At 68.4% G+C, this 21,955-nt stretch carries 39 protein-coding genes and 1 pseudogene; 4 read left to right on the forward strand and 36 right to left on the reverse strand.

Features of this window, described 5'->3' with window-relative positions:
- The first annotated feature begins 212 nt into the window (after positions 1-212).
- From OHA11_RS47685 to OHA11_RS47700, 4 genes are all read left to right on the forward strand, one after another.
- Positions 213-410, forward strand: coding sequence for a hypothetical protein (locus OHA11_RS47685; RefSeq protein ID WP_266508917.1), 198 nt, complete (start codon positions 213-215; stop codon positions 408-410).
- A gap of 101 nt (positions 411-511) precedes the next feature.
- Positions 512-1,063: an NUMOD4 motif-containing HNH endonuclease gene (locus OHA11_RS47690; protein WP_266508918.1), complete on the forward strand. Its 552-nt coding sequence runs from the start codon at positions 512-514 to the stop codon at positions 1,061-1,063.
- Positions 1,060-1,431 carry a hypothetical protein gene (locus OHA11_RS47695; RefSeq protein WP_266508919.1) on the forward strand — a complete coding sequence of 124 codons (372 nt, stop codon included), beginning with the start codon at positions 1,060-1,062 and terminating at the stop codon, positions 1,429-1,431. Before OHA11_RS47690 ends, OHA11_RS47695 begins: the two co-directional genes overlap by 4 nt.
- A complete protein-coding gene (locus tag OHA11_RS47700) occupies positions 1,431-1,904 on the forward strand; it encodes a hypothetical protein (RefSeq protein WP_266508920.1) in 474 nt (157 codons plus the stop codon). Before OHA11_RS47695 ends, OHA11_RS47700 begins: the two co-directional genes overlap by 1 nt.
- Before the next feature lie 356 nt (positions 1,905-2,260).
- On the opposite strand, the gene OHA11_RS47705 is transcribed toward OHA11_RS47700, so the two are convergent.
- The 36 genes and pseudogenes from OHA11_RS47705 to OHA11_RS47880 all read right to left on the reverse strand — a co-directional run bounded on the left by OHA11_RS47705 (position 2,261) and on the right by OHA11_RS47880 (position 21,811).
- The gene (locus OHA11_RS47705) at positions 2,261-2,863 is read right to left on the reverse strand and encodes an NERD domain-containing protein (protein ID WP_266509091.1); all 603 of its coding nucleotides are present in this window, start codon (positions 2,861-2,863) and stop codon (positions 2,261-2,263) included.
- A gap of 8 nt (positions 2,864-2,871) precedes the next feature.
- Positions 2,872-3,162, reverse strand: a complete 291-nt coding sequence (locus tag OHA11_RS47710; RefSeq protein WP_266508921.1) for a hypothetical protein — start codon at positions 3,160-3,162, stop codon at positions 2,872-2,874.
- Complete coding sequence (locus tag OHA11_RS47715; protein WP_266508922.1) at positions 3,159-3,812, reverse strand: hypothetical protein; 654 nt, start codon at positions 3,810-3,812, stop codon at positions 3,159-3,161. Before OHA11_RS47715 ends, OHA11_RS47710 begins: the two co-directional genes overlap by 4 nt.
- Positions 3,809-4,339: a hypothetical protein gene (locus OHA11_RS47720; RefSeq protein ID WP_266508924.1), complete on the reverse strand. Its 531-nt coding sequence runs from the start codon at positions 4,337-4,339 to the stop codon at positions 3,809-3,811. The genes OHA11_RS47715 and OHA11_RS47720 overlap by 4 nt, the downstream gene beginning before the upstream one ends.
- Positions 4,336-4,830, reverse strand: coding sequence for a hypothetical protein (locus tag OHA11_RS47725; protein WP_266508925.1), 495 nt, complete (start codon positions 4,828-4,830; stop codon positions 4,336-4,338). The genes OHA11_RS47720 and OHA11_RS47725 overlap by 4 nt, the downstream gene beginning before the upstream one ends.
- Positions 4,830-5,282 carry a hypothetical protein gene (locus OHA11_RS47730; RefSeq protein ID WP_266508926.1) on the reverse strand — a complete coding sequence of 151 codons (453 nt, stop codon included), beginning with the start codon at positions 5,280-5,282 and terminating at the stop codon, positions 4,830-4,832. The genes OHA11_RS47725 and OHA11_RS47730 overlap by 1 nt, the downstream gene beginning before the upstream one ends.
- Positions 5,283-5,532: 250 nt before the next feature.
- Positions 5,533-5,745 carry a hypothetical protein gene (locus OHA11_RS47735; protein WP_266508927.1) on the reverse strand — a complete coding sequence of 71 codons (213 nt, stop codon included), beginning with the start codon at positions 5,743-5,745 and terminating at the stop codon, positions 5,533-5,535.
- A gap of 88 nt (positions 5,746-5,833) precedes the next feature.
- On the reverse strand, positions 5,834-6,346 hold the full coding sequence (locus OHA11_RS47740) for a helix-turn-helix domain-containing protein (protein ID WP_266508928.1): 513 nt from the start codon (positions 6,344-6,346) through the stop codon (positions 5,834-5,836).
- Positions 6,343-6,684, reverse strand: a complete 342-nt coding sequence (locus tag OHA11_RS47745) for a hypothetical protein (protein WP_266508930.1) — start codon at positions 6,682-6,684, stop codon at positions 6,343-6,345. Before OHA11_RS47745 ends, OHA11_RS47740 begins: the two co-directional genes overlap by 4 nt.
- The gene (locus OHA11_RS47750) at positions 6,681-7,037 is read right to left on the reverse strand and encodes a hypothetical protein (RefSeq protein ID WP_266508931.1); all 357 of its coding nucleotides are present in this window, start codon (positions 7,035-7,037) and stop codon (positions 6,681-6,683) included. The genes OHA11_RS47745 and OHA11_RS47750 overlap by 4 nt, the downstream gene beginning before the upstream one ends.
- A 2-nt stretch (positions 7,038-7,039) precedes the next feature.
- Positions 7,040-7,456, reverse strand: a complete 417-nt coding sequence (locus tag OHA11_RS47755) for a hypothetical protein (RefSeq protein ID WP_266508933.1) — start codon at positions 7,454-7,456, stop codon at positions 7,040-7,042.
- An 11-nt stretch (positions 7,457-7,467) separates the two neighbouring features.
- Positions 7,468-8,019 carry a hypothetical protein gene (locus OHA11_RS47760; RefSeq protein ID WP_266508935.1) on the reverse strand — a complete coding sequence of 184 codons (552 nt, stop codon included), beginning with the start codon at positions 8,017-8,019 and terminating at the stop codon, positions 7,468-7,470.
- A gap of 13 nt (positions 8,020-8,032) precedes the next feature.
- Complete coding sequence (locus OHA11_RS47765; protein ID WP_266508937.1) at positions 8,033-8,353, reverse strand: hypothetical protein; 321 nt, start codon at positions 8,351-8,353, stop codon at positions 8,033-8,035.
- Positions 8,354-8,415: 62 nt separating this feature from the next.
- A complete protein-coding gene (locus OHA11_RS47770) occupies positions 8,416-8,907 on the reverse strand; it encodes a hypothetical protein (RefSeq protein WP_266508939.1) in 492 nt (163 codons plus the stop codon).
- Positions 8,904-9,080, reverse strand: a complete 177-nt coding sequence (locus OHA11_RS47775) for a hypothetical protein (protein ID WP_266508941.1) — start codon at positions 9,078-9,080, stop codon at positions 8,904-8,906. Before OHA11_RS47775 ends, OHA11_RS47770 begins: the two co-directional genes overlap by 4 nt.
- 8 nt (positions 9,081-9,088) lie before the next feature.
- A complete protein-coding gene (locus OHA11_RS47780; RefSeq protein WP_266508944.1) occupies positions 9,089-9,448 on the reverse strand; it encodes a hypothetical protein in 360 nt (119 codons plus the stop codon).
- A 186-nt stretch (positions 9,449-9,634) separates the two neighbouring features.
- On the reverse strand, positions 9,635-9,853 hold the full coding sequence (locus OHA11_RS47785; RefSeq protein ID WP_266508947.1) for a hypothetical protein: 219 nt from the start codon (positions 9,851-9,853) through the stop codon (positions 9,635-9,637).
- A 78-nt stretch (positions 9,854-9,931) separates the two neighbouring features.
- Entirely contained in the window at positions 9,932-10,279 is a 348-nt protein-coding gene (locus OHA11_RS47790; protein WP_266508949.1) for a ParB/Srx family N-terminal domain-containing protein, read from the reverse strand.
- Between the two features lie 288 nt (positions 10,280-10,567).
- The gene (locus tag OHA11_RS47795; protein ID WP_266508951.1) at positions 10,568-11,068 is read right to left on the reverse strand and encodes a single-stranded DNA-binding protein; all 501 of its coding nucleotides are present in this window, start codon (positions 11,066-11,068) and stop codon (positions 10,568-10,570) included.
- The gene (locus tag OHA11_RS47800) at positions 11,065-11,991 is read right to left on the reverse strand and encodes a hypothetical protein (RefSeq protein ID WP_266508953.1); all 927 of its coding nucleotides are present in this window, start codon (positions 11,989-11,991) and stop codon (positions 11,065-11,067) included. Before OHA11_RS47800 ends, OHA11_RS47795 begins: the two co-directional genes overlap by 4 nt.
- A gap of 209 nt (positions 11,992-12,200) precedes the next feature.
- A pseudogene (locus tag OHA11_RS47805) lies at positions 12,201-12,458 on the reverse strand (WhiB family transcriptional regulator); the annotation flags it as partial.
- On the reverse strand, positions 12,455-13,063 hold the full coding sequence (locus tag OHA11_RS47810; RefSeq protein WP_266508954.1) for a hypothetical protein: 609 nt from the start codon (positions 13,061-13,063) through the stop codon (positions 12,455-12,457). The pseudogene OHA11_RS47805 and the gene OHA11_RS47810, both read right to left, overlap by 4 nt.
- 214 nt (positions 13,064-13,277) lie before the next feature.
- Positions 13,278-13,943 carry a hypothetical protein gene (locus OHA11_RS47815; RefSeq protein ID WP_266508955.1) on the reverse strand — a complete coding sequence of 222 codons (666 nt, stop codon included), beginning with the start codon at positions 13,941-13,943 and terminating at the stop codon, positions 13,278-13,280.
- Positions 13,936-14,265: a hypothetical protein gene (locus OHA11_RS47820; protein ID WP_266508958.1), complete on the reverse strand. Its 330-nt coding sequence runs from the start codon at positions 14,263-14,265 to the stop codon at positions 13,936-13,938. The genes OHA11_RS47815 and OHA11_RS47820 overlap by 8 nt, the downstream gene beginning before the upstream one ends.
- Positions 14,258-15,004 carry a hypothetical protein gene (locus OHA11_RS47825; RefSeq protein WP_266508961.1) on the reverse strand — a complete coding sequence of 249 codons (747 nt, stop codon included), beginning with the start codon at positions 15,002-15,004 and terminating at the stop codon, positions 14,258-14,260. Before OHA11_RS47825 ends, OHA11_RS47820 begins: the two co-directional genes overlap by 8 nt.
- A gap of 114 nt (positions 15,005-15,118) precedes the next feature.
- Entirely contained in the window at positions 15,119-15,808 is a 690-nt protein-coding gene (locus tag OHA11_RS47830) for a hypothetical protein (protein WP_266508964.1), read from the reverse strand.
- On the reverse strand, positions 15,805-16,104 hold the full coding sequence (locus OHA11_RS47835; RefSeq protein ID WP_266508966.1) for a hypothetical protein: 300 nt from the start codon (positions 16,102-16,104) through the stop codon (positions 15,805-15,807). Before OHA11_RS47835 ends, OHA11_RS47830 begins: the two co-directional genes overlap by 4 nt.
- Complete coding sequence (locus OHA11_RS47840; RefSeq protein WP_266508967.1) at positions 16,104-16,346, reverse strand: hypothetical protein; 243 nt, start codon at positions 16,344-16,346, stop codon at positions 16,104-16,106. Before OHA11_RS47840 ends, OHA11_RS47835 begins: the two co-directional genes overlap by 1 nt.
- An 18-nt stretch (positions 16,347-16,364) precedes the next feature.
- Entirely contained in the window at positions 16,365-16,796 is a 432-nt protein-coding gene (locus tag OHA11_RS47845; protein ID WP_266508970.1) for a hypothetical protein, read from the reverse strand.
- Between the two features lie 75 nt (positions 16,797-16,871).
- Entirely contained in the window at positions 16,872-17,072 is a 201-nt protein-coding gene (locus OHA11_RS47850) for a hypothetical protein (RefSeq protein WP_266508973.1), read from the reverse strand.
- 10 nt (positions 17,073-17,082) lie between these two features.
- Positions 17,083-17,415, reverse strand: coding sequence for a hypothetical protein (locus tag OHA11_RS47855; RefSeq protein WP_266508975.1), 333 nt, complete (start codon positions 17,413-17,415; stop codon positions 17,083-17,085).
- Positions 17,416-17,592: 177 nt separating this feature from the next.
- Complete coding sequence (locus tag OHA11_RS47860; RefSeq protein WP_266508977.1) at positions 17,593-17,829, reverse strand: hypothetical protein; 237 nt, start codon at positions 17,827-17,829, stop codon at positions 17,593-17,595.
- 123 nt (positions 17,830-17,952) lie between these two features.
- On the reverse strand, positions 17,953-18,513 hold the full coding sequence (locus OHA11_RS47865; protein WP_266508986.1) for a hypothetical protein: 561 nt from the start codon (positions 18,511-18,513) through the stop codon (positions 17,953-17,955).
- Positions 18,514-18,744: 231 nt separating this feature from the next.
- Positions 18,745-19,149 (reverse strand): hypothetical protein, encoded by a 405-nt coding sequence (locus tag OHA11_RS47870; RefSeq protein ID WP_266508989.1) that lies wholly within the window; start codon positions 19,147-19,149, stop codon positions 18,745-18,747.
- A 749-nt stretch (positions 19,150-19,898) separates the two neighbouring features.
- Entirely contained in the window at positions 19,899-21,077 is a 1,179-nt protein-coding gene (locus OHA11_RS47875; RefSeq protein ID WP_266508992.1) for a ParB/RepB/Spo0J family partition protein, read from the reverse strand.
- Positions 21,074-21,811, reverse strand: a complete 738-nt coding sequence (locus OHA11_RS47880; protein WP_266508995.1) for a ParA family protein — start codon at positions 21,809-21,811, stop codon at positions 21,074-21,076. The genes OHA11_RS47875 and OHA11_RS47880 overlap by 4 nt, the downstream gene beginning before the upstream one ends.
- Positions 21,812-21,955: the final 144 nt, after the last annotated feature.

The following is a 21,955-nucleotide window of genomic DNA, read 5'->3' on the forward strand; positions in this document are numbered from 1 at the left end:
CACCCGCAAAAGTACAAAACCGTAACTCCGATACGGCAGCCTATCCGTGGGGCGTCCCCCGGCGCCGGTACTCCGCATCCTCCCCACCACCTACGGTGTGTCTACTGCCAGCACACACCACGGGGGTGAGGACTCGCAGCAGGATGCGCAGCACCACAAGCCGGGGCCGCCCCACAATCATGTACCGGACATGACGAAAGGATCCCCTGACTGTGAAGCCCGTACGACGCGCACTCGCAGCCCTCGCCCTCACCGCGGCCGCCGTACTCACCCTGGCCGGTGTCGACGGAACCGCCACACCGCCGGACACCGCATGGGGAGCCGCCACCACAACCGCCGACCCGGCCACGCCGCCCGCCGACGAGCCCACCGGGCCGGCCGTCACACCCCTCGACACCGCATGGGGATAACCCCCAGCCTGTAGACCGCCCGGCAGGTCGCCCCCAGCGCCTGCCGGGCCCCGGGCCGGGCCGGGGGAAGGCCTCGCCGAAACTGCGGCAGCGTAGACCGCATGACCCCCACCCAAGTCGAATGGCGGCCGATAGCCGAGTTCCCCTACGAGGTCAGCAACCACGGCCGCGTCCGACGTTCCACCGGCGGCAGTAACTGCACGAAGCCTGGACGCGTCTTGAAGGGTTCCGTCGACCGCTACGGATACATAGTTGTCCGGCTGTCCCGGAACGGCCAGGTGCACGACCGCAAGGTCCACCGGCTGGTCTGCGAAGCCTTCCATGGCCCTTCAGAGCTGCAAGTCCGCCACTTGGACGGGAACCGCAGCAACAATACTGTGGCCAACCTGCTGTGGGGCACGGCAGGTGAAAACGCTGCCGACCGTGACCTGCACGGTACGCATCGGCGAGGGGAGCGCAGCCCCCGAGCCAAGCTGACTAACCGGCAGGTTGCCCAGATCAGGAGGGAACACGCGCGGGCCCGGGTGGGACGCCAGAGAGTTCCTCGTGGCTGGCTACCCGTGGTTGCCGATCATTACGGCCTCACCATTCACGGCCTGGCCACGATCCTTTACCACAACGGATACGCAGATCAGGGAGCGGCCCAACCATGACCAAGACCGTGGCAGTGGACTTCGACAAAGTGATCCACGCATACAGTAAGGGATGGCAGGACGGCACTATCTACGACCCGCCCCTCCCCGGCGCCCTCGAAGGTCTCACCGCCCTGATGGAGACGTACGCCGTGTTCATCCACACCACCCGCGACGCCGCCTCTGTGGCCTCGTGGCTGGCCGACCGGGGCTTCGACACCGTCGTCGACGTCGAAGGCCCCAAGCACCCGAAGCGCGAGTTCTGGAACGAACAAGATGCCCTCCTGGTCACCGACCGCAAGCTGCCGGCCGTCGCGTACATCGACGACCGCGCCATCCGCTTCCAGCACTGGGAGCAGGCCCTCCACGACATCGGCAATGTGACCTGATGGCCCGCATCTCCGCATCGCCATCCCCGTACGTCCGCCTGCGCCGACGGCCGGACGACGACCGGCTGTACGTGACCAGTAACGGCAGCACCGAAGCCGGCTACCTAGCCGAGGCCTCCATCCAGTACAGCGTCGGAGACGTGCCGCTCCTGCACTTCGAACTCGAGGAGCACCCATCCGACTTGTACGGCGACGGCATCGACGCCGCCCGGCACGACATCAGTGTCGACCGGATCCTCCTTCACGACTTGCAGGAACTGTCCAAGTCCGTCCGGTCTCACGAGCATCCGTTCCACGCTCTGCTCAAGGTCCTGGACCAGGTCCGCCCGTATCTGAGTGAGGCGATGCCGCCGTGCGGGCACGAGGACGTCATCGACACCAGCACCCTGGGCGACGCGACCAGCCGCGGCATGTGCGTGTGGTGTCCGGTGGACATGATCCTACTGAACGACGAATGGATGCCTTCCTCCTGAACGCCTGCGTCCGCGCCTGTGGTCGTGGGAGGCTTGCCGGGTTGCTGATGCGGTTCATCCCCCGTGGCCGTATCGGCTGACACTGCCCGGACCGCGATCCGCAAATTGCGCCTGGGGTTCTTGTGGCCCGCGTCTCTGGGGAGACCGGGCCACAGGCATGTCCGGGTACCGGACCACAACACAAAGAAGCGGCCCGCCATCCCCAGGGGTACGGGGGACGGAGAGCCGCTTCACCATTGACGAACCACACCGTACGGGACACCACCGATAACCAGCCCCCGAACGCACGAAACGGCCCACCAGTCCAAGTAGGACCAGTGGGCCGCAACGGGTGCCCCCCAGGCGGAAATGCCACGCTACGCCTTCCGCACGTACGGCGGGAACACCCTGGCCACCCGCTCAGCCAAATCCGCCGCAGCACGATCATCACGCCCATGCCGGCGCCCCGACTCCAACAGCATTGACACCATCTGCGCCGGACTGACCACCCACACCGGGCCCGGGAACTCCGCAGCAGACGCCTTCAACACCCCGCCCGTCACCTGCGATCCGTGCACCACCACCAGCGGCCACACCGCATCCGCAGGAAGCGACAGCCGCTGAGCAGCCCTCCGCGCGTACGAGGCGACCTTCTCTATCTGCTGGTGCCGGTCCTCCGTCCCGCAGTGCACCCGATCACGGACCAGCCACGTCGGCTTCTGCGCGTGCCACTGCTTCGAATCGACGATCACCACGCCCGTTCCGCCCGGCGCGGTCAGCACATGGTCCAGATCAGCCGTAGATCCGGGTAACGCCCGGCGGTGCACGATCAGCCACCCGGACGCGAGAAGCGGCTGCAGCATCGCCCTGGTGGCAGCTTCACCACGGTCGCCTATCTTCTGCCGTTGGGCCCGCGCCCAGGCGTGTGGATCGACACGAGGCTTCCACCAGGCACGCAGGCGCCTCCACACGGCTCCCATCAGACGGTTCACCGGACGTCTCCCGTCTGCTCCAGCCACGCCCCGAGAGACTCGTACACCTGACGCACCTGCGATCGGCTCAGAACAGCGTCGTCCTGGTTCACCGACAGGCGCAACCAAGGCCACGGCGTCCCGTCCTCCGGCTGGTCGTCCCGGCCGTCACGGGTGATGTGCGACGGAACCTCGGCCAGCTGAACGACACCGCCCTTCGGGTCGTCCTCGGACGGCAGAATGTGCGATCCCCGGTACGCGCACGGCGGATCGTCCTCCAAGTCCATGATCGTGCCCCACACGCTCACCGGTCCTCCCTCCACCAGCGCAGCCCCTCGGGCTCCGCACGCTCAACATCCCCATCGCGCACGGCCAGGTACCGGCAGTACGCAGCCACGCAGTCCGCGGCGTACTCGCGCTGCGGCGTCGTCATCTTCGACGTCACCCACCGCCACTTCCCCTCCAGCCACACGGTGTGCCAGGCGCCGCTCTCGGAAGTGTTCTGGCCTTCCGGGCGCAGGTCGTTCAAGCCGTCCAGTGTGACCGCCAGGACGTGAGCAGCAACACCTGCGAGGAGCACCGCATCGTCCTGCTGAACGGCCACCTGCTGCCACTTCGCGACCAGGGCGCGGGCTTGCTTGACCTGATCCTCGGCCGCTTCTGCACGCTTCCGTAGCGCTTCGGGGTCGTCGTCCTCCCTGCGGTAGCCGGGGGCGAGCATCCGCTCGTACTTCGGCCGCCACTTCTCGCACGCCTGGCACGTCACCGCGGTTCCCTCCGGCAACGGGCCCTGCATCATCGACTCCCCGCAGATCCCCGGCCCGGTCGCCCACGCGTCGAACATCTCCAGCCACGAGTACACGGCCAGATGCACGCCGTCCGGATCGTCGGAGATGATCGTGGCGTGTACGGGGCGCAGGTAGCGGCGCGTCTTGTCGAGCTCGGTCGTTTCGCTCACCGGTCTCCCTCTCCCACGACGAGGCGCATGCCGCACGTGCGGAGGATCCGGGCCGCCCACCACAGTGTGAGCACCGACCTGCCCATCAGCATCTGGTTCAGGTGCTTCGTGCTCACCTGCAGCTCCCGTGCCACCGACGCCTGCGAACGGCCGGACTTCTCGAACGCACGGCGTACCTCGGCACGCAACGATTCCGTGATCTGGTCCGCGTCGTTCTCCCGGGCTGTGTCCGGCACCAGACTCGCGTCCACCGCAAGCAGGCGCACGCACCGCGGGCCCTTCAACCATTCCCGGACATCCGCCGTCAGCAGCGTTCCGTAGCCCTCCGAGGTGCTCTGCGTGGTGTCGGTGATGTCGCACATCTCCCCGACGAACGCGTGCGCGTCCTGCGCCCAGTAGAGCTCCGTACCCAGCCGCTCCACCTCCTCCCGCGCTTCCCGAGCGGTGAGCAGCGGATGCTCGCCGGACTCACGCAGACCGGCATAGTGACGGGCCCAACCAACCGGCCCTGAAGGCTTCTCGCTCATCGTTGCCCCTCCCCAGCCAGGATCCGTACGCACAGATCGCAGTGGCAGCGCGCCCGGTCGCAAGCGTTGGCGGCCACCCACGACCGGTAGTGCCCTTGCGCGAGTTCGTCCGCGGTTCCGCCGGCGACCTTCCCGCCCAGAGCAATCCCCAGCGCCCCCTGAAGGCCCTGTACCTCCCCGGTGGTCATCACCCACTGATCGGTCAGCACCAGGCCCTCGGATGCGGCACGGATTGTCTGAAGGTGCGTGTTCCTACGGTGGAGCTCCCGCGTCAGCGCGTACACGACCGGGCTCTTCGCCGGATCCTCGGGCTCCGGAGGGCTGTAGTCCTTCCAGTCGTAGCGCACCCACAGCAGCATCCAGCCGCGCATCGACAACACCCGCCGCACCGGCTCGTACGGCTTTGACCGGGCCAGCGTCACCTTGACCGCCTCCGGGTTCTGCCGCTCCCACACGCACAGCCGGACGCCCGGCCACACAGGGATACGCATCAGGCGCCTCCCGCTACGACGGCGGCTGCCACGGCGATCCAGCCCTTGTGCCACGCCTGATCCATCAGCGGTCCCGCGCCCGGATCCTTGGCCAGCCAGGGCTCGTGCCCGGCCCAGCGCGCGAACCGGACCAACCTGGTTGACGGCCCCTCCTCCTGCCACCGGCCACCAGACCGGTCCGCGACGTAGTGCGTGACCGCAGACACCGCCAGCCCAGCGGTCGCGCGCCGCCAGTCCAGCCCAAGCCTGAGGCGCCGGTTCACGGCCGCCACAGCGAGGGCCTGCGTCGCCGTGTAGGAGGCGACGTGCCTGGCGCACGCCACCCTGCCCTCGCGTCCGTGGCCGCCCTTCGCGACCGCATCCTTGTCCTGCTGGACCCAGTAGTCCGCGACCTCGTGCGAGGCCGTCAACGCCGCGTACACCGCGGCGAACTGCGCTGAACGGCTGGTCATGCTGCTCCTCATGGTTGGGTTGACGTGCTGGTTTGCAGATCGTGCAAACGGCCTTGACGCGGCCATCGGGACTGCTTCGGCTCCCAGGTGTCGGGGCCGGGGATGGTGCGTACGGGCCGGCCGTGATGGCGGGTGGGCCAGATACGGCCGACGGTCTTGCGGGGGCATACGGGTCGGCCGTGCTGGTACAGGCGTCCGCGCGGGGTGAGGGCGACACGACGACCGCAGGACGGGCAGGTCAGACGGATCGTCACGGTGCGACCCCCTTGCGATGCCGGGCCGGCGGCCGGGCGACGGGTCTGGCCCGTCTGAACTCCACGAGGCGTTCCAGCACGTCGGCTATCAGGCTGCACGCGACGCAGGAGGCGATGAACACCCAGTACGGCATCTGCCATTGGCCGGTGGTCAGGTACCAGCCGAGTCCGGAGGCTGCTCCGAGAACGCCGGCGATCAGGTAGTACACGGGGCCTCCCAGGGGGCGGGATGTGACAGCGGGTTACGTGGTGCGGGTGTCGACCCCGCGAATCAGGCATAGTTCGATCAACGTTCAGTCACTGTGGGTATAGAAGGCCGTGCTTCCGGGCCGCATCCACAGCCGCCATCCGCCGCTGGAAGCCCCGCGACACATGCGTCACACCCAGCCGCCGATAGATCTCAGACAGGCGAGACGCCAGACCATCCCGGGGCATCCCGAGCCGTTCAGCGACCATCGACAGCGGCTCCCCGCCCGCAACCGCCCGCAAGGCCTTCACCTGCGCATCAGTCAGGGACGGACGGCGCTCCGGGAGCTGCCACTCGTCGGACAGCAGCAGGCTCATCTCCACGCCCAACGCAGCGCAGGCCAGGACGAACACGCGGAGCGTCCCGGCGCCTGCCTCCTCGAGCCGCTTTGCGGTGTTCAGTGCGAACCCGGCGCGTCGGGCGAGTTCCGTCTGGGACCAGCCGCGGGCTTGCCGTTCGGCACGGACACGGTCGCCGATGTCGGCCAGCAGGTCGTCCCAGTCCGGGCAAGGGACGGGCCCGCCACCCTGAGGCGACGGGCCCACCTGCACCGGGGCGGTCATCGAGCAGGCTCCGGCACCAGAGCAACCAGCTCAGCGGCAGCGTCCTGGTCCCCCGCCACCGCACGCACGTCCAGCGGCAGCGTCGACCACACGTCACCGAGCCACTCCATCGCCCACTCGTCGGGCCGGGCAGCCTCCATGGAGGCGTACACGGTGCGCAGGGCGTCGATGAGGGGCAGGGTCTGTGCTCCGGCGTAGGCGGCCACGTTCACCGTCAACTGGGCGACCAGGTCGGCAGCACCCTCGGCACTGCCGACACGGACCGGGGTCTCCTGGACGGTTTCGGCGATCGTGCGGGCCAGCGGGGCCAGGGACTTCAACTCGAGTGCGACGGTCACAGGTGGCCACCGTGCGTTCCGGCGCCGTCCAGCAACTCATGCAGCCACTTGTACTCGTGGCTGGTGGCCCACTCCCGTACGCGCTCCACCTGCTCCCGCAGCACGGCGATCTCATCCGCGGGGCTGCCCTTCTCGCCCTCTCGGGCCCAGCCGATGGGCTGCTCGTCGGCCGGCTTGCGCTCCACAGCCTCCGCGAGCTCCCGGGCGGCCAGGGCCAGCTGCTCCCGCCCGTACTCCTGCTCCGCGTCCGCATGTGGATTCTCGTCGCGCGCGTAGTGGGTGCCGAGGATGACGCGCAGTGCGGCCTTGATGACGTTGTCGTGCTGCTCGAAAGGCGGAATGTAGACGCCCATAATCAGGACTCCTTCGTGGTGCTGTCGTGCCGGGCGAGGGCGTCCAGTGCCTTCTGGTCTGGTGTCCCGCCGTGCTCCTGCGCCAGCCGGACCAGCTTCAGTCGCGTCTCCAGCGGGAGTTTCGGCTTCTTCTGCCACCAGCACGCCAGCGGGCCGGCGGCGTTCGCGAACGCGGTGGCGTGCTCCTCGTCGTCGAACGCGACAGGGATACGCAGTCCGGTACCGACGTGAGTGACGGACCAGCGGGAGTCGTCGACCTCGTACGGGCCGATCAGGACCGGGAAGACGACCAGGCCTTCGGTCTGCGTACGGATGGCGCCGATTCCCTGCCGGACACGCAGGGTGCCACCGTCCTCGAGGGGCAGGTTCATCGGAACGTCGACGTGCACGGTGGGCGTGGTGTCGTGTGTGGCGGTCATGCTGCGCCTCCTCAGGCGGGCAGGTAGTAGATGTGCAGGGCGTGGTCGTCGGTCTCCGCGGCGTCCCAAGAGACGGTCCACGGGATATCGGCGTCCTCGGGCTCCCACTCGAAGACCGCCCACCGGGCCTGCATCTTCGGCAGGTAGTCGCGGTCGATGCCCATGTCCTTGCAGAACGCGTGCAGGGCGACCGCGGCGCTCCTCTGGTCGTCGGTGAGGATGACGATGTCCTCGGACTCGCATTGCAGGACGGGCACGCCCTCCCAGTCGCCGCCGAAGTCGTCCGCGGTCGGCGTGAAGCGGCCCATCGGCAGATCCGGGACGGGAACGACCTGGTCCAGGTAGCGCAGCCCCTCGTAGTCGGTGGGAGTGCGCAGCCCGGACCGCCGCTCGCCGTCCAGGCGGATGCAGGCCAGCATCACGTCGGTCAGGCCGGGTTCGATGGCGGTGATGATGCCGGGGTGCCAGACGGTCTTGGAGTCGCTTTGCAGGTTGCTGTAGTAGGCGAACTCGACACGACGGCCGACGACCGCCTTCTCCGTCAGGATGCTGGTTTCGCTCATGCGCGATGACCTTTCAGATGTGGCGGGGGTTTTGGCCAAGCAGTGCGGCAAGGACGGGGATGAAGGTGAGGGTGATTCGGCCCAAGGTGAGGGCGAAGACGCGTACGGCGTCCGCTGTTTCCTCAACGGCGTCCATGGCGTGCATGCGGAACCCGTACCGACCAACCACAGTGGTGACGGTGAGGAAGGCGGCGAGGCCGAGGCCGGCCTGCCACACGAACCCGGCACCCGCGGTATGGAGGGGCAGGGACAGGCCGTACGCGGCCGCCACACCCAGCAGGGCGAGGAGCGTGCCACGGGCCTGCAACCACACGGTGCGCGCGTACTGGGCCATGACGGGGTCCTTCGTGGGGCGAGTGGAAGGGCCCGCACCCGGGCAGGTGCGGGCCCCTAGGTTCAGGACTTGAGCGGGGACTCGGTCCACTCGCCACCCGGCGTGTCACGGTGCAGCAGTACGGCCGGCACACGGCGGTTCGGGTACGTGTCGGCCAGCAGCCGGGCCACGAACTCGTCACGGTCCTGCTCGGTCGGCTCGTGGACGATGTAGCCGTCGGTGCAGCGCACACCCCACAGGCAGGCGTCCTTCTGCCGCTGGCGGGATTCGTCGATGTGGTCGTTGTGCAAGTCCACGGCACGTTCGCCGCCCACGGCGTCCCACCAGGAATCCACCTTCGGCCGGTGCTCGCCGTAGATGGCGCGCAGCCTGGCCGGAACGCCGGCGATGGCCTGCATGTCCGCGGACTCGAACTCCGGCGGCCAGTTCTCCACCGCGTAGCTGTACGAGCCTTCGTTGCGGACCTTCCACACCAGGGCCACGAGCTCCAGCCAGTCGTAGTCGGACAGGTCGGTCGGGTTGTGGATGCTGGTGGTGTCGGTGCTGTTGCTCACGGGTTCTGGTTCTCCTGCTCGGTGTTGGTGATGGTGGTGGTGTCCTGGGGAAGGTTGCGGATCATGCGCAGTGCGGCACGGCGGCCGGACCGCTGGAAGGAGGCCCAGCCCATACGGCGTGCGTTGCAGTCGGCGACGAACCGGCGGATCTGGTCGTCGGTCGGCTCCGGCATGCCGCCGGTCACTCGTCGACCGGGATCGGCACGAGGAGCACGGTGCGTCCGTCCGGGTCGCGGTAGCGGAACGGCAGGGCCGCGGTGACCGCGTACCAGAAGTCCTTGTTCGGGTCGGTCACGTCCAGGACGTCCCCCAGGGCGTGCCGTACGGCCTCCCGGGTCTCGTCCGAGCCGGGCGGGTTCACGCCGATCTCGTGGGCGATGGCGTCCATCTGCTCATCGCTGATCTCGTGGTCGCAGCCCAGCTGTACGGCCTTGGTGACGATGCGGGCGACTTTGCAGGCCCGGTTGTGGGCGATGCAGATGTCGGCGGGGGTGCCGGGCGGGAAGTGGTGGCGGGCGGTGGGAAGTCCGGAGTCGGTCATCGGTTCCTCCGTTCGGGTTCGTGGTGTGGTCCGCCGCCCCGCCCCCACCGAGTGGGGTGTGGGGGTCGGGGCGGCGGTTCATCGGCCAGCAGGGGGGTGCTGGCCGGGTTTGCCGCAACCAGGGGGCTGGTGCGGCGTACGGTCCCCACAGGGGGTACGGGGACCGCGGTCAGGAGGCAGGGCGGGTCACGCGTGCCCGCCGGGCTTGGGCTTGGGCGGCGTCAGGTCGGCCAGACCGAAACGGCGAGCGACCCTGGCCTCAGCGTCAGCAACGGTCTTGGCGTTCAGCCGAGCCACACCACGCAGGCCCTTCCGGGCCTCCTTGTTGCGCTGGTCAATCGCGCGAGCCTTCTGCTCGGGTGTCAGTACCGGGGGCTTCGGCTTCGGCATCTTCGAGACGGTCATCGGTCTGCTCCTACTGGTCGTAGTGGTCGGACGGGTCGTCGGCCGGGCCTTCGGGCCTGGTGCAGGCGGAACCTGCGGTCAGGCAGCGACGGGCCGATACGGGCCCCAGTCGCCGCGCAGCATCTGGTTGAACGGCCGGTCCTCCAGCTCAATGGGGAGGTCCGACCACACGAGCGTCGTGATGCCGAGGTCGACAGCCGCGGCCACCCGGTGGTGCCCGTCGACCAGCCACGGCTCGCCACGCAAGGTGCGGATCATGACGGGGAGGGCGATGCCGTCCCGGCGGATCTCCTCCAGCAGGCCGGCGTAGTGCTCGGACTGCCGCTTGTGGTCGAGGATGTCGCGGACGGTGTAGCAGTCGTCCGTCTCGTCGTCGTCCGGGGTCAACATGTCGAGGACGTCAGCAACGGCGATGGTCCCGAGCATCAGGTGTCTCCGTTCGCTTCGCTGGTCAGAGTCCGTAGTGGTCGGACGGGTCGTCGGGCTGCCCGTCTCCGTTGGAGCACCCCTCGTAGTGGATGCCGGCGGCGATGTCTTCGGGTCGTGCTCCGCAGTCGCAGGTCGGCATGGGTCTCCCAAGTGCGGGTTGCGGGTGGGTTGTTGTCGGTTCCACCAGACTACCCGTTCCGGCATGGCATTGCAATGCCTGTCACGGTTCCGGGAACGCCAAAGGGGCCCGACCCGAAAGCCAGACCCCTCACCGCGCGCACCACGCTAGAAGGGAGGTTCGTCACCACCCCACGCGCCACCCTGCGCCTGCTGCCCGCCCGGCGGCGCACCCCACGGATCCTCCCGTCCTTCGCGCGACGATTCGGCCCGCGCCTGCTGATACGCCTGCTTCCCCGCGCCCGAGCCGGCCTTCGACACCTTCGCCGTCGCACTCCGAAGACTCGGACCCACTTCCTCAACATCCAGCTCATACACGGTCCGCTTCACCTGCTCACGGTCCTCGTACGACCGCTGCTTCAACCGGCCCTGGATGATGACCCGCATCCCCTTCGCCAGGGACTCCGCAACATGCTCCGCCTGCTGCCGCCACACCGAGCACGTCAGGAACAGGCTCTCCCCGTCCTTCCACTCGCTGGTCGTCTTGTCGAACGTCCGCGGCGTCGACGCCACCCGGAACTTCGCCACCGCCGCACCCGCCGGGGTGAAGCGAAGCTCCGGGTCATCCACCAAATTGCCCACGATCGTGATGACGGTCTCGCCGCTCATGCCGCTTCTCCCATCTCGTTCTGCCTCAGGTCTCGCTCACGCGGCACGTACACGCGACGCCACACACGCTGGCCCTCCAGGGCGGCCTTCTCCTTGATGCGCTCCCACTGCCGCTCCGCAGCCGACGGCGTCATCTCCAGCCGGTCCGCGATCTCCACAGTGGTGTCGTTGGTCCACTCGAAAAGATGCTGAAGAACCTTCCGCCGATCAGCACGCCCAAGGGAAACGGACTCCCCCAACAGCCACCGGTCCGCCACGTTCCCGCCCTCCGTCACGACCGGACCCACCACATCGGCCACCGGACCAGCCTTCGGGTCGTCGATCGTGTCGTCGTCCCACGCCAACGGACCGTGGAACTCCTGCTTGACAGCGTTCCGCCGAACCCTGTCCGCCACATACTCCGGCACCCCGCGATCCTCAGGCATCTGCGTCCACAACCGGTCATAGAGGCCGGCCACCCGGCGGGCGAACCGCACCGAAACGACCGGACGGCGCAGACACGCCTTGAAGTTCTGCCGCAACAAGCCCACCTCTGCCGCCTGCTCAGGCTTCGACCAGCCCAGGGTCTCCAGCGCCTGCACACGACGCAGGGTCCCAGTCACGTCGATCAGCGCCGTATCCGGCAGATCATCCATCACCGGCCAGTACGCCAGGACAGCCTGAGCGGTCTCCCGGAGAACCTTCTGCCCGGGCGGCCTGCCGTTGGCCCCGTACATGAGGTTCTTCAACGCGCTGGGCGGCAGGTTCAGACGGCGCACCAGAGCGGGCTGCGACATGCCCGCTTCGCCCAGCGCACGGACGTGTGCGCGGACCGGGGCAGCGTCCACCAGCGGTGACTCCCACTGCCCTATCGCCATCAGGCGGCGGCGACGGTACTGCATGTGGGCCCGGGCGGATCGGTGCGGAACGGCTACGGAGCTCATGCCGACACCCCCTGCTCCTGCATGGCGAGGATGTTCCGCACGTTGTGGATGGTCTGCGCGTTGGTCCGCATCCGCCGGCCGATCTGCCACGCCGACAAGCCCTGCTCCTCCAGCGCCTGATACTCCGACAGGCGGCTCTCCAGGATCACCTCAACCGACGTACGGCCGTCCTCCGACGTCCGCTTCAGGCGGCGCCCGTGAATCCGCTCACGCTCCTGCTCCGTCAGTCCGCCCCACACGCCGGTGTCCTGCTGCGTCGCCAGCGCCCACGACAGGCACTCCTGAACGACCGGGCATCCGTCGCACACGCGCTTCGCCGCCTCGGCCTGCTGGCGGGCGTCCAGCCCGGAACCGACCGGGAAGAAGGACTCTGGGTCGGTCTCGCTGCAGGAGGCGTACGCCCGCCAATTGCTGCGGGGCGCGGCCCACGTTATGGGGCGGCAGATTTCGGTCGCGGTGGCGGTCATGAGGTGGCTCCGGGAAGGGTCGGCCAGGTCGCCTTGTCGAGGGCGGCCCGGTGGGTCTTGGGCATGTCGGTGATCGGTGCTCCGAGCCAGTCGCGGCCGGCGGCCATGAGGATGACGGCGTCGGCGGCGTTGTCGTCTCCGGCGGTGGGCCAGTCCGGGAAGCGGCGGGCGACGGAGTCGACGATGAGGTTCTTGGTGGCCTGTCCTTTGCCGGTGGCGTACTGCATGCGGTGGTTGACGGACATGAGGCCGATGGGGATTTCTCGGTAGTCGAGGTGGTTGTAGATCTGCCACCAGAGCCAGCCGCGTTCGTGGGCTCCTCCTCCGCTGCGGGAGGGGGCGGGGAGTTCGATGACGGCGAGGTCGGGGTTTCCGATGGCGTTGCAGATGTCCTTGACGAGGGTGCGCATGGCGGTGAGGCGTTCGGGGTGGGGCAGTTGGGTGATGCCGGGGTCTTTGGTGCGGGCTTTCTTGTAGCCGATGACTTCGCACCATCCGTTGCTGCTGGCGATGCCGGTTCCGGTGAGGCTGGTGTCGAGGCCGATGACGACGGGCGGTCCGAGACCGGATCGGTTCGGTGCGGTGTCGGGGGCGGTCATGGTCACTGGGTGAGCTCCTGGACGGGGATGGGGCCGTGTGGGCCGGGGCGTAGGTAGGTGGCTTGGCCGGGCGGGTGTCCGACATGGAGGAGGCGGCAGTATCGGCAGCGGTAGACCTGGAAGCGGGGGCCGCCTTGGCCGCGTATTTGGCGTGCGCGTCGTCGTGCTTTGCGGCGGCTGAGGAAGCGGGTTTTGCCGTGGCAGGCCCGCAGGTAGCCGTTCATGTCTTGCTGGTGACGGCGTCGTAGACGTCGCGGGCCCAGCGGGCGTCTCCGAGGGCGGTGTGCGCGGCTTCCTTGGCCGGGGGTTCCACGCCGACTGCGCGGGACAGGGTGTATGACGACCATGGGAGCGGGCCGGCGGCTTCGATGCCGACCTTCGCGGCGGCGAGTTGGACGATGTCGTAGGGCCGGTAGTGCCACTGGGCTGAGCCAGGTCCGAGGAGCTTGCGGAGGAACCGGTCGTCGAACCCTGGGTTGGAGCCGACCAGGACGGCGCCGCAGAGCACTGTTAGGACTGCCTCGATGACCTCCTTGCGGGTCATCGGCAGGATTAGTCCGTTCTCGTAGCCGGTCCATGCGGCTTCGGCGGGTACGGGTACGGCGAATCGCTCGAGGTAGCGGCCGATTTCCAGTGCTCGGGGGTCTGCGGTGGCGAGGTTGGGGCGGATTTGCCACGCGTATTCGGTGTCGGTGGGCTGGTTGTCGTCGAACTCGCGGAGGATGATGCCGATTTCCCATGCGTCGCCGATCTGCGCATCGAGGTGTGTGGTCTCGGTGTCGACGAAGGCGAGGGGCAACTGCATGGTGTTCCTTTGGTGGCGTACGTCGGCGTGGTGTTCGGCTGCGGCGAGGGCGGCGCTGTAGCCGGGCGTGTGGTCAGGCATCGGTGGCCTCAGTAGGGGCGGCGTCGAGCGTCTGCTGGGACGTCTTGGCCTTCACGTGCGGGCAGCGGGCCGCGAGGTCGATGTCGGAGCGGTAGCGGTCCCATCCCATGAGCTGGAGGCGGTAGCCCTGGCGCTGGTACTTGTCGCGTTCGCGCTTGAGCGGGAACTTCTCGTGCCACGCCTGCTCTTCGGTGGCGAACGCTTCGTCGCCGAATGCGGCGGTGAGTGCTCCGCAGGGGCAGCCGCACGGCGCCCACGTGATCCACGTGCAGTTCTTCAACGCGTGAAGTTCTCCGTCGATCTCGACCTTCAGTTCAGGCATGGTCGGGGTGCTCCTTCGCGGTGTCGGTGGCGCGCTGGGCGAGGCCTTCGGCGATGTCGTCGCGGGACAGGGGCTGGGTGTCGGTGGTGCTGTTGTCGGAGTGGGTGAGTTCGTCTCCGAGGGCGCGGGGGCGCTGGTTGGGCAGGGGGACGGGAATGGTTTGGGTGATGTCTTCGCCGAGGAGGTCGGGGCGGGCCCAGGTGGGGGTGTGGAGGATGCCCAGGCCGGCGAGTTCTTTCTTGGTGAGGGGCTCGATGGTGGTGAGGTCGGCGTGGAGTTGTTCGCAGCGGGCGGCTTCGACGCGTGCCGCGGTTGCGGTGGAGGGGCTGGTGAGTTTGAAGGCGTGGGTGGCGCCCATGGCGCAGGTGCCCTGCCAGGTGAGGGTTCGGGTGGTGTGGTCGTAGTGGAGGAGGGTGCCGTCGGTGAGGGGGCGGGTGGCGGTGTTGTTGCGGTGGTCGCGCCAGTCGCGGATGCGGTGGATGGGGATTCCGGCGAGGCGTGCGTGGTGGGTGGCGTAGATCTGGGCGTCGGTGACGAAGTCGCGGGTGCGGCGGTCGGTTTGGGGCTGGGTGGGGAGGGCTTTGACCAGGGACAGGCTGGGCGGCGTGGTCTTCTTCGCGGCGGGCTTACGGGGTGTGCGGGTGGCGGGTTTTTTGGCGGGCGGCTTCTTCGCGGCCGTCTTGGCCGGGGCCTTCGCCGGGGTGGTGGTGGCCGCTGCTTTGCGTGTTGTGGTGGTCATGGCCGTTCTCCGTCCTGCGGGTGTGCTGTGGCTGGGTGGTGCTCCGGTGTTGGTGTCGGGTGATGAGGTATGCGAAGGCGGTGAGGACGGCGGCGGCTATGCCGTCCGGCCAGGTCACCGCTCCCCCACCGCCAAGGCGTTGGCCACGGTGAGCTTGGTGGCGTTGGCGCGGAGGTTCTTCAGCCCGTTGGCGTCCTGCGGGGTGTACTGCGCCGCGTAGGTGAGGCTGGTGTAGCCGCCCCAGACTTCGCCGCGCATGAGCGGCGGGGGGCTGTTGGTCCAGGTGGTGGGGTGGGTGAGGCCGACGGAGTGCCCGAGTTCGTGGCTGATGACCTTGCGCCGGTAGATCTCGTTGGAGCCGGACAGCGTGTTGGTCTTCCAGCTGGTGGCGGCGAAGGTGGCGCGGGAGCCGTCGGCGGCACCGGTGGCGGTATGGCACTGGCTTGCGCCGGATCGGGTGACCGTGGAGGTGAGGCGCATGATGATGACGCGTCTGGTCGGGCAGGTGGTGGCGCCTTTGGTGATGGTGGTGGTGACGTAGAAGTTGACGCCGGTGTGCCGCTTCAGGTCGTAGGCGGTGCGCTTGGCGTGCTCGGTGAGCGCGGTACGGGACGCGCTGTCGTAGAAGACGATGGTCCAGGAGCTGCTGCTCAGGTACTTCATGCCGTTGCCGGTGGCGATCTTCCATCCGGTGCCGGAGTAGACGGGCCCGGTCGCGCCGTGCGCGTCGGACGGGGCCGCGACGACTGCGCCGACGGCGAGGGTGGCGGTGAACGCCAGGCTGGAGATGGTGCGGGTTCTCATCCGGGCTCCCCGGTGGTGGTGGACAGGTCGTTCAGCTGCTTCTTCAGGGCCTCGTTCTCGGCGCGGAGCTGGTCGTTGTCGGCGAGGAGCGTGGGGAAGGCGTCGCGGGCCACGCACATCCACAGGGCGATCGCTCCGGCCCAGTGCGGGAGGGTGGCGAGGAGCTGCCCGGACGCCTTGTGGGTGACGGTGTAGTGGTCGCCGTCGGGGGATTCGATGGGCTGCTGGACCCACGGTCCGGTGAGCCATTCGCCGAGGTCGTAGGTGCGTGCCTCGTAGTCGAGGTTCTTGTCCATCAGGCCACCCCCAGGCGGCCGGAGATGAGCTCCTGCTCGCGCTGCACGCCCTTCACGTAGGCGCTGTAGCCCTGCGCGTAGGGCAGGTTCGGGTGCAGGTCGGTGATGTATTCGGCCCGGACGTTCAGTTCTTGCAGGGTGAGCAGACCGTGGTCGTCGTAGGCGTCGGCGCGTCCGGCGAACCGGTCCAGGTCTTCGGCGGAGAAGCCACCGGTGGCCGGGGCGATGGTCATGGTCGTCATGGGAGGGGTCCGTTCTGGTCAGGCAGCGGGGCGCTGGTGGGGGAAGCCGTTGATGGCGGCCTGGTCGGCGGCGCGGATGAGGCGGCCGACGATCTCGTTCAGGGACGGCGGGGTCTTCTGGCCGATGCCGGGGGCGGCGGTCCAGTTGAAGACGTGCTCGATGACGTCGGGCCGGCCGTCGGTGTCGGGGACCTCGTAGTCGGTGATGGACGCCGACAGGGCGCGGAGTGCGCGCATGGTGGGCTCGCTGGCCTCGATGAGGTCCATGGAGGTCTTCTGGTCGGTGAAGAACACCGCGGGGGCGGGCCGGTCTTCGGCGACGACGTACGCGAGGGCGCAGATGTCGAAGCGGTCGGTCACGCCGTGCTCGGCGAACTGCTCGCCGGTGTGTAGGCCGTTGCATGTGATGAAGGTGGCCATCTTGCGGAGGATGCGGTGAGTGCTGAGCATCGGGTCTCCCCTGGTGGTTGTTCCGCCCGGCCGCGCAGTGTGGGCGTCATGCGCGGCCGGGCAGGTCTGTGGCGGTCAGCTGACGTAGCAGCCGCAGGGGCCGCCCGGCTGGCAGCAGTGGAAGAGTTCGCGCTTCGCCTGCCAGTCCATGGGCTGCTCGCCCTCCTTCTGGCGCTGACCGCACCGGCAGTAACTCCGGTTCAGCCACGGGTTGAAGGTGACGAACGGATGCTGTTGGCCGTCGCACCACTGTTGCGTCGAGGGCAGCGCGGACATCTGGTTCTCCTCAGGCGGTTTCGCGGTGGCGGTCGGCGCAGGTGGGGCACTGGTGGCGTCCGAGGTTGTAGCCGTCGGCTTCGATGCAGTGCGCGTCCGGGTCGTTGGGGTCGAAGACGACCGGGCAGCAGCAGGAGCAGGCGCACTTGCGGATGTGGCCGCCGTAGGGGATGCGTAGGCCGACCAGTGCGGCGGCGGCCAGCATGAGGGCCAGGTATTCGCCGTCGTGCGGGTTGTCGTCGGCACGCTCCATGACCTCGTCGAAGAGGTCCTGGTCGGCGAGGGTCAAGTGGTTGTAGTCGACCGTGGTGGGGCGTGTTTGGGCAGCAGTCATCACGGCCATGGGTGCTCCTGGGGTTCAACTCACGTTGGCAGGCCCGGTTTTTGGGGTCCTGTCGTTGTCGGCATGACCAACGTACCCGTTACAGCATGGCATTGCAATGCCTGTGACGTGTGGGCATGAAAGAAGCCCTGCCCGGGATCTGGGGGCAGGGCTTATCTGGTGGGGGCGTACGGCGGGTTACGGTCCCGCCTTCTCATCCACCATGGCGGCGTGGACCTCGAGCAGGTCACTCCAGGACGCGTAGTCCGCGCGGCCGACTCGCTTCACCGGCTTGCCGGCGCGTACGGCCCTGCGCCTGAGGACTTTCACGGAGGCCTCGTGTCCGGTGTCCCGGAACAGTTCGGATGCCTCCTGGAGGGAGACCATGTCCGATGCGGGACCGTAGGGGGCGGTGCTGAGGGTGGTGATGGCCACGACGGCCTCCCATGATCGACGGACGAGTTCGCAGCTCCTCGCCGATGACGGGTGGACTGAAGTTGATGCGGTTGTGGTGAAGGGTGTTCGGCTGGGTCGAAGGCTAGACCCGTGTACCCCGGATCAGGTTGCGCTCACACGGCCATGATTTTCGCGGGCCGCGATGTGTTCGTAGGCGAGGCGCGCCAGCGTCCAGGTGTTCGACATGCCGTCGTCGGCCACGCATTTCATGTTGGTGCACAGGGCGCGGCGGCGGGCGGGCGCCCAGCGCAGGCCGAACGTGCGGCAGGCGGGGCAGCGGTGCGGGGGGATCACCTTGAAGTCGCGCATGGCGATGGCGTGTTCGAGGGTCTGCCGGTAGATGATCGTGTCGCGGCGCTGGCGCTGGGCGGGGGCTGCGGTGCGGGTGTTGTCCAGGTACCAGGTGTAGACGGCTTCGACGCGGCCGGGCAGCGGGGTGGGGGCCGGGTTGACGGCGAGGACGTCGGCGGTGACTTCGGTGACGCAGGCCCGGATGTGGTCGGCGACGTCGGCGTTGTAGGGGAGGCCGGGCGCGGTGGGGGTGGGGCGGGGTTCGGAGCTGATGTAGGAGTGCCCCTGGGGGCCGGTGACGGGCGGGGTGTGCCGGAAGTGGTTGTTCAGGAGGCGCAGGCTGTTTGCTGCGGTGTCGTCTCCGATGCCCATCAGGTCCCCGTCCCGTAGGCGGCCCGTGCGGGGCGCGTTCGGGGCAGTGGGGGAGTGCCGGGGCGCGCGCCGGGGGCCGGAAGTCTTACTCCGGGTGATTCCGGACGGCTTATTCTGGCACGCATGGGGCGTGGGGTGAACGGACTATCGCGGATGATCAACGTTGTGTTGGCAAATTAGGGCACCCTGACTAATGTTCAAACACAGAGAATCCCTGGCATATGCACCCAATCATTCGGCTGCCTGGACCAGGCCCGGCACAGCCATCGCCCCTTCCACGATCGCCGCCAGCTCCCCGTACTGCCCGCCGTCCACCACGCCTTGCGCGTGCGCACCCGCAAGAAGGACCTTCACCATCTCCAGCGTCAGACCGAACGCGTCAGCAACCTTCGCGTCGGTCAGCGACAGGCGGTGCTCGTTGAACGTCTCCTCCACACGCTCGGCCAGGGCGGCCAGCGTCTCCTGGGAAGGCGAGTGCGGCTCGGGCGCGTCGTCGACGCCCGCGGGGTCGCACATCCGCCTCCACCGCCCCTGAGAGTTGGCGCGCTTCCCGCGCGCGCTGATATCGATTACGGCCGCATCCCCCTGGCTGTTCACTGCTGTGGGCGGGGTGCGGGCCGGCTCTGCTGCGGACATGGGTCGCCGCCCCTCCGGCAGAAGATCTGGGAAGGTCTCGTACGCCCGGAACCTGGCCCGGGCCCCTTGCCCGTGACGCGGCTGCCAGTCCACGCCCCGGGAAGGCCACTGTGACACCACCACAGGGGGCGGGGTAACAGGCCGCGCATATTTGACCCATCCCTGACGCGTTGGCGTATACGCAGATGGCTGGTTCCGTTACTGGCGGCGATGAAACCGCCGGTCCGGGTGACCTGTGCCCAGATACCGGACACACCACGCGCGGGGTGTGAAAAGCCCCCGCCGGGTGTGGGGGAACGTGTTTTGCCGACAACGCACCCAGCCCTGCGGGGGCCTCGAGACCTCACGGGCGGACCCGTCAGATGACGGGATTGTAGCCGCGGACTTTGCCACGCGGGGAGTAGGTTGCCCTCCTGGCCCGGCCCGCGGACGTGTGCGGGCCGGGTGCGGGTTGGCCGCCATGGCCGAGGGGAGGCCTGTGGGCTGCGAACCGTACAGGGTGCCTTGATCCTGTGCGGGCCAGCAGGTCCTCGGCCCCGGCCGGGCGGCCGGCCCGCCATGTGGGGGGTCAGCCCGGACCACCCAACCTGCCGATTTCCGTTCTGACGAGTGGTTTCACAGCACACTCACACGAACGGCTGACGATAAACCCCGACAACGTGGCGCAAAGCTGACCGGTTTTGACCAGTACAGACCACGACCCCGCTCCCCTGACCTGCACGCCGGGGAGCGGGGCCGCGTGCGGATGGTCAGTTGACGTCGGCCATGATCTGTTCCAGGACCTGGGCCATGGCGGCCGGGTCCTTCTCCTGAGCCTTCTCCAGCAGGACGCGGAGCATCAGGAAATACGGCTCGTCGCCCATCTTCACGGCCAGGTGCTGCGCGATGAACGTGCCATCGTGGTACGGCAGCCGTGGCGGCGACACCACCGCTTCCGTGGCCGCTCCGGGCCGCGGTTCCGGCACGGGGGAGGGCGTCCGGTCCGGTTCCCGTTCGACGGGCGCCTCCTGGACCGGCGGGGCAGCCGCGCCAGGAAGGCGCTCCTCCCGCTCGGGCTGGGAAGTCTGCTGGAGTTTTACGGCCGTAAAACTGGGCTCCCCCATCAGCGACCCGGGCCGCGTCTCCGCGGCGGCCGGCGGGGTCGCTCGAGCCGGTTCCAGAGCAGGCGCAGAAGCAGGCTCGGGCGGGGCCTGGCGGGCTACCTTGCGCGCCGCGGACCGGGCGGCGGACGCGGCAGCCCTCCGCTCCTGCTCTTCCCCCCACCACACAAGTTGATCCCGGGCCGCCCAGTGCTTGTCCTTCGTCAGCTTGCCGAGCTGGCGTGCCGCCTCGAGCGGCATCGTCTTCGCCCGCACCAGATCCTGAACGTCGCGGGCCAAGTGCGTAAGGAGGACCCGCTGGGTCACCCATCCGTCGACCCGCTCGAAGTGCTGGGCGACGGCCCGGTTGGAACCGAACTCGCGGACCAGCGCCTGGACGGCGTACGCCTCTTCGACGGGGTCGAAGTTCTGCCGGTCGACGTTCTCGGAGACCACCGCCTCCATGAACGTCTTGCGGTCGGCGGCGAAGTCGTCGTTGACGACACAGTCCAGGACGGGCAGGCCGACGGCGTTCGCGGCCCGGTAGCGGCGCTCACCGCTGACGAGGATGTAGTCGACGTCCTTGACCTGGTCGCGGTGGTCGGGCCACAGCTTCAGGTAGGCGTTCCGGCTGACGACCGGGCACGCCTGGTTCTGCCGGCGCTGCAGGCTCTTGCCGAAGTCGATGAGCGCGTCTTCGGTGCCGAAGTCGGTACGCGGGTTCACCAGGTTGGGGGAGAGCCGGGTGAGCGGTACCCGGTAGAGGCGGCCATCGGCCCGGGTGTCGGTGACCGGGACGTCCTCGTCGTCGCCGAAGAAGTCGTCGAAGTCGTTGCGGGCGGCCATCATCGGTCTCCCGTCAGCTTCTGGCGGCGGAGCTGGTGTTCGAGGGCCAGGGACACGAAGTCCTGCTTGGCCTTGGTCGCGGTGTGGTTGGGCTCGTACTGCGTGCAGAACCGTCCGCTGGTGAGTCCGCGGGTGTGCGGCTTGTAGTGGCGGATGGTGGTGTTGTACATGTTCCAGCCGCGCCGTTTGACCATGCTCTGTGTCTTGTCGCGGTCGGCTTCGGTGTCGCGGGGGTCCCAGCCGACGAGGACGCCGTAGGGGATCTGGCGGGGCATGAGGACGCGTTCGACGGTGGTTCTTGTGGGCCTGAAGACGGAGCCTTCGGCGGGGAGGGGGACGATGACGTCGTCGGCTACGTCGAGGACGGCCCGCAGGGAGTCGCCGACGGTGCCGTCACCGAGGGGGTCGATGGATTCGTCGTCCTCTTCCTCGTCGTTGAGGGGCATGAAGCCGGGGGTGTCGACGATGATGATGTCGGCTTTGGCCCGGCGCAGCTTGCGGAGTTGGTCGACGTTGTTCTTGGCGTTGACGACGCGGAAGGGAACGGGGCGTCCGGCTTTGCGGACTTCCTCGGCGTGTTCGACGCTGGTGGCCTGGGGGTCTATCGAGACGACGGCGACGTTTCCGTTGGTCTCGGTGCCGCCGAGGATCTCGGCGTAGACCGCGGCGAGGTTGACGGTGATCAGGGACTTCCCGACTCCGCCTTTTCTGTTCAGGACAACGGTGATGAAGGGCATGCTGGTTCTCCGACTACTTCCCGAGGTTCCGGTACTTCGGATTGACGGGAGCATCCTGCCAGATGTGGCGGCGGGGTTCGGGGATGCGAGCCGGGTGGCGGCCCGTGTTTTACGGCCGTAAAACACGGGAGGCGGTCGGCGGCT

The organism is Streptomyces sp. NBC_00878, from assembly GCF_026341515.1.
GTDB lineage: Bacteria > Actinomycetota > Actinomycetes > Streptomycetales > Streptomycetaceae > Streptomyces.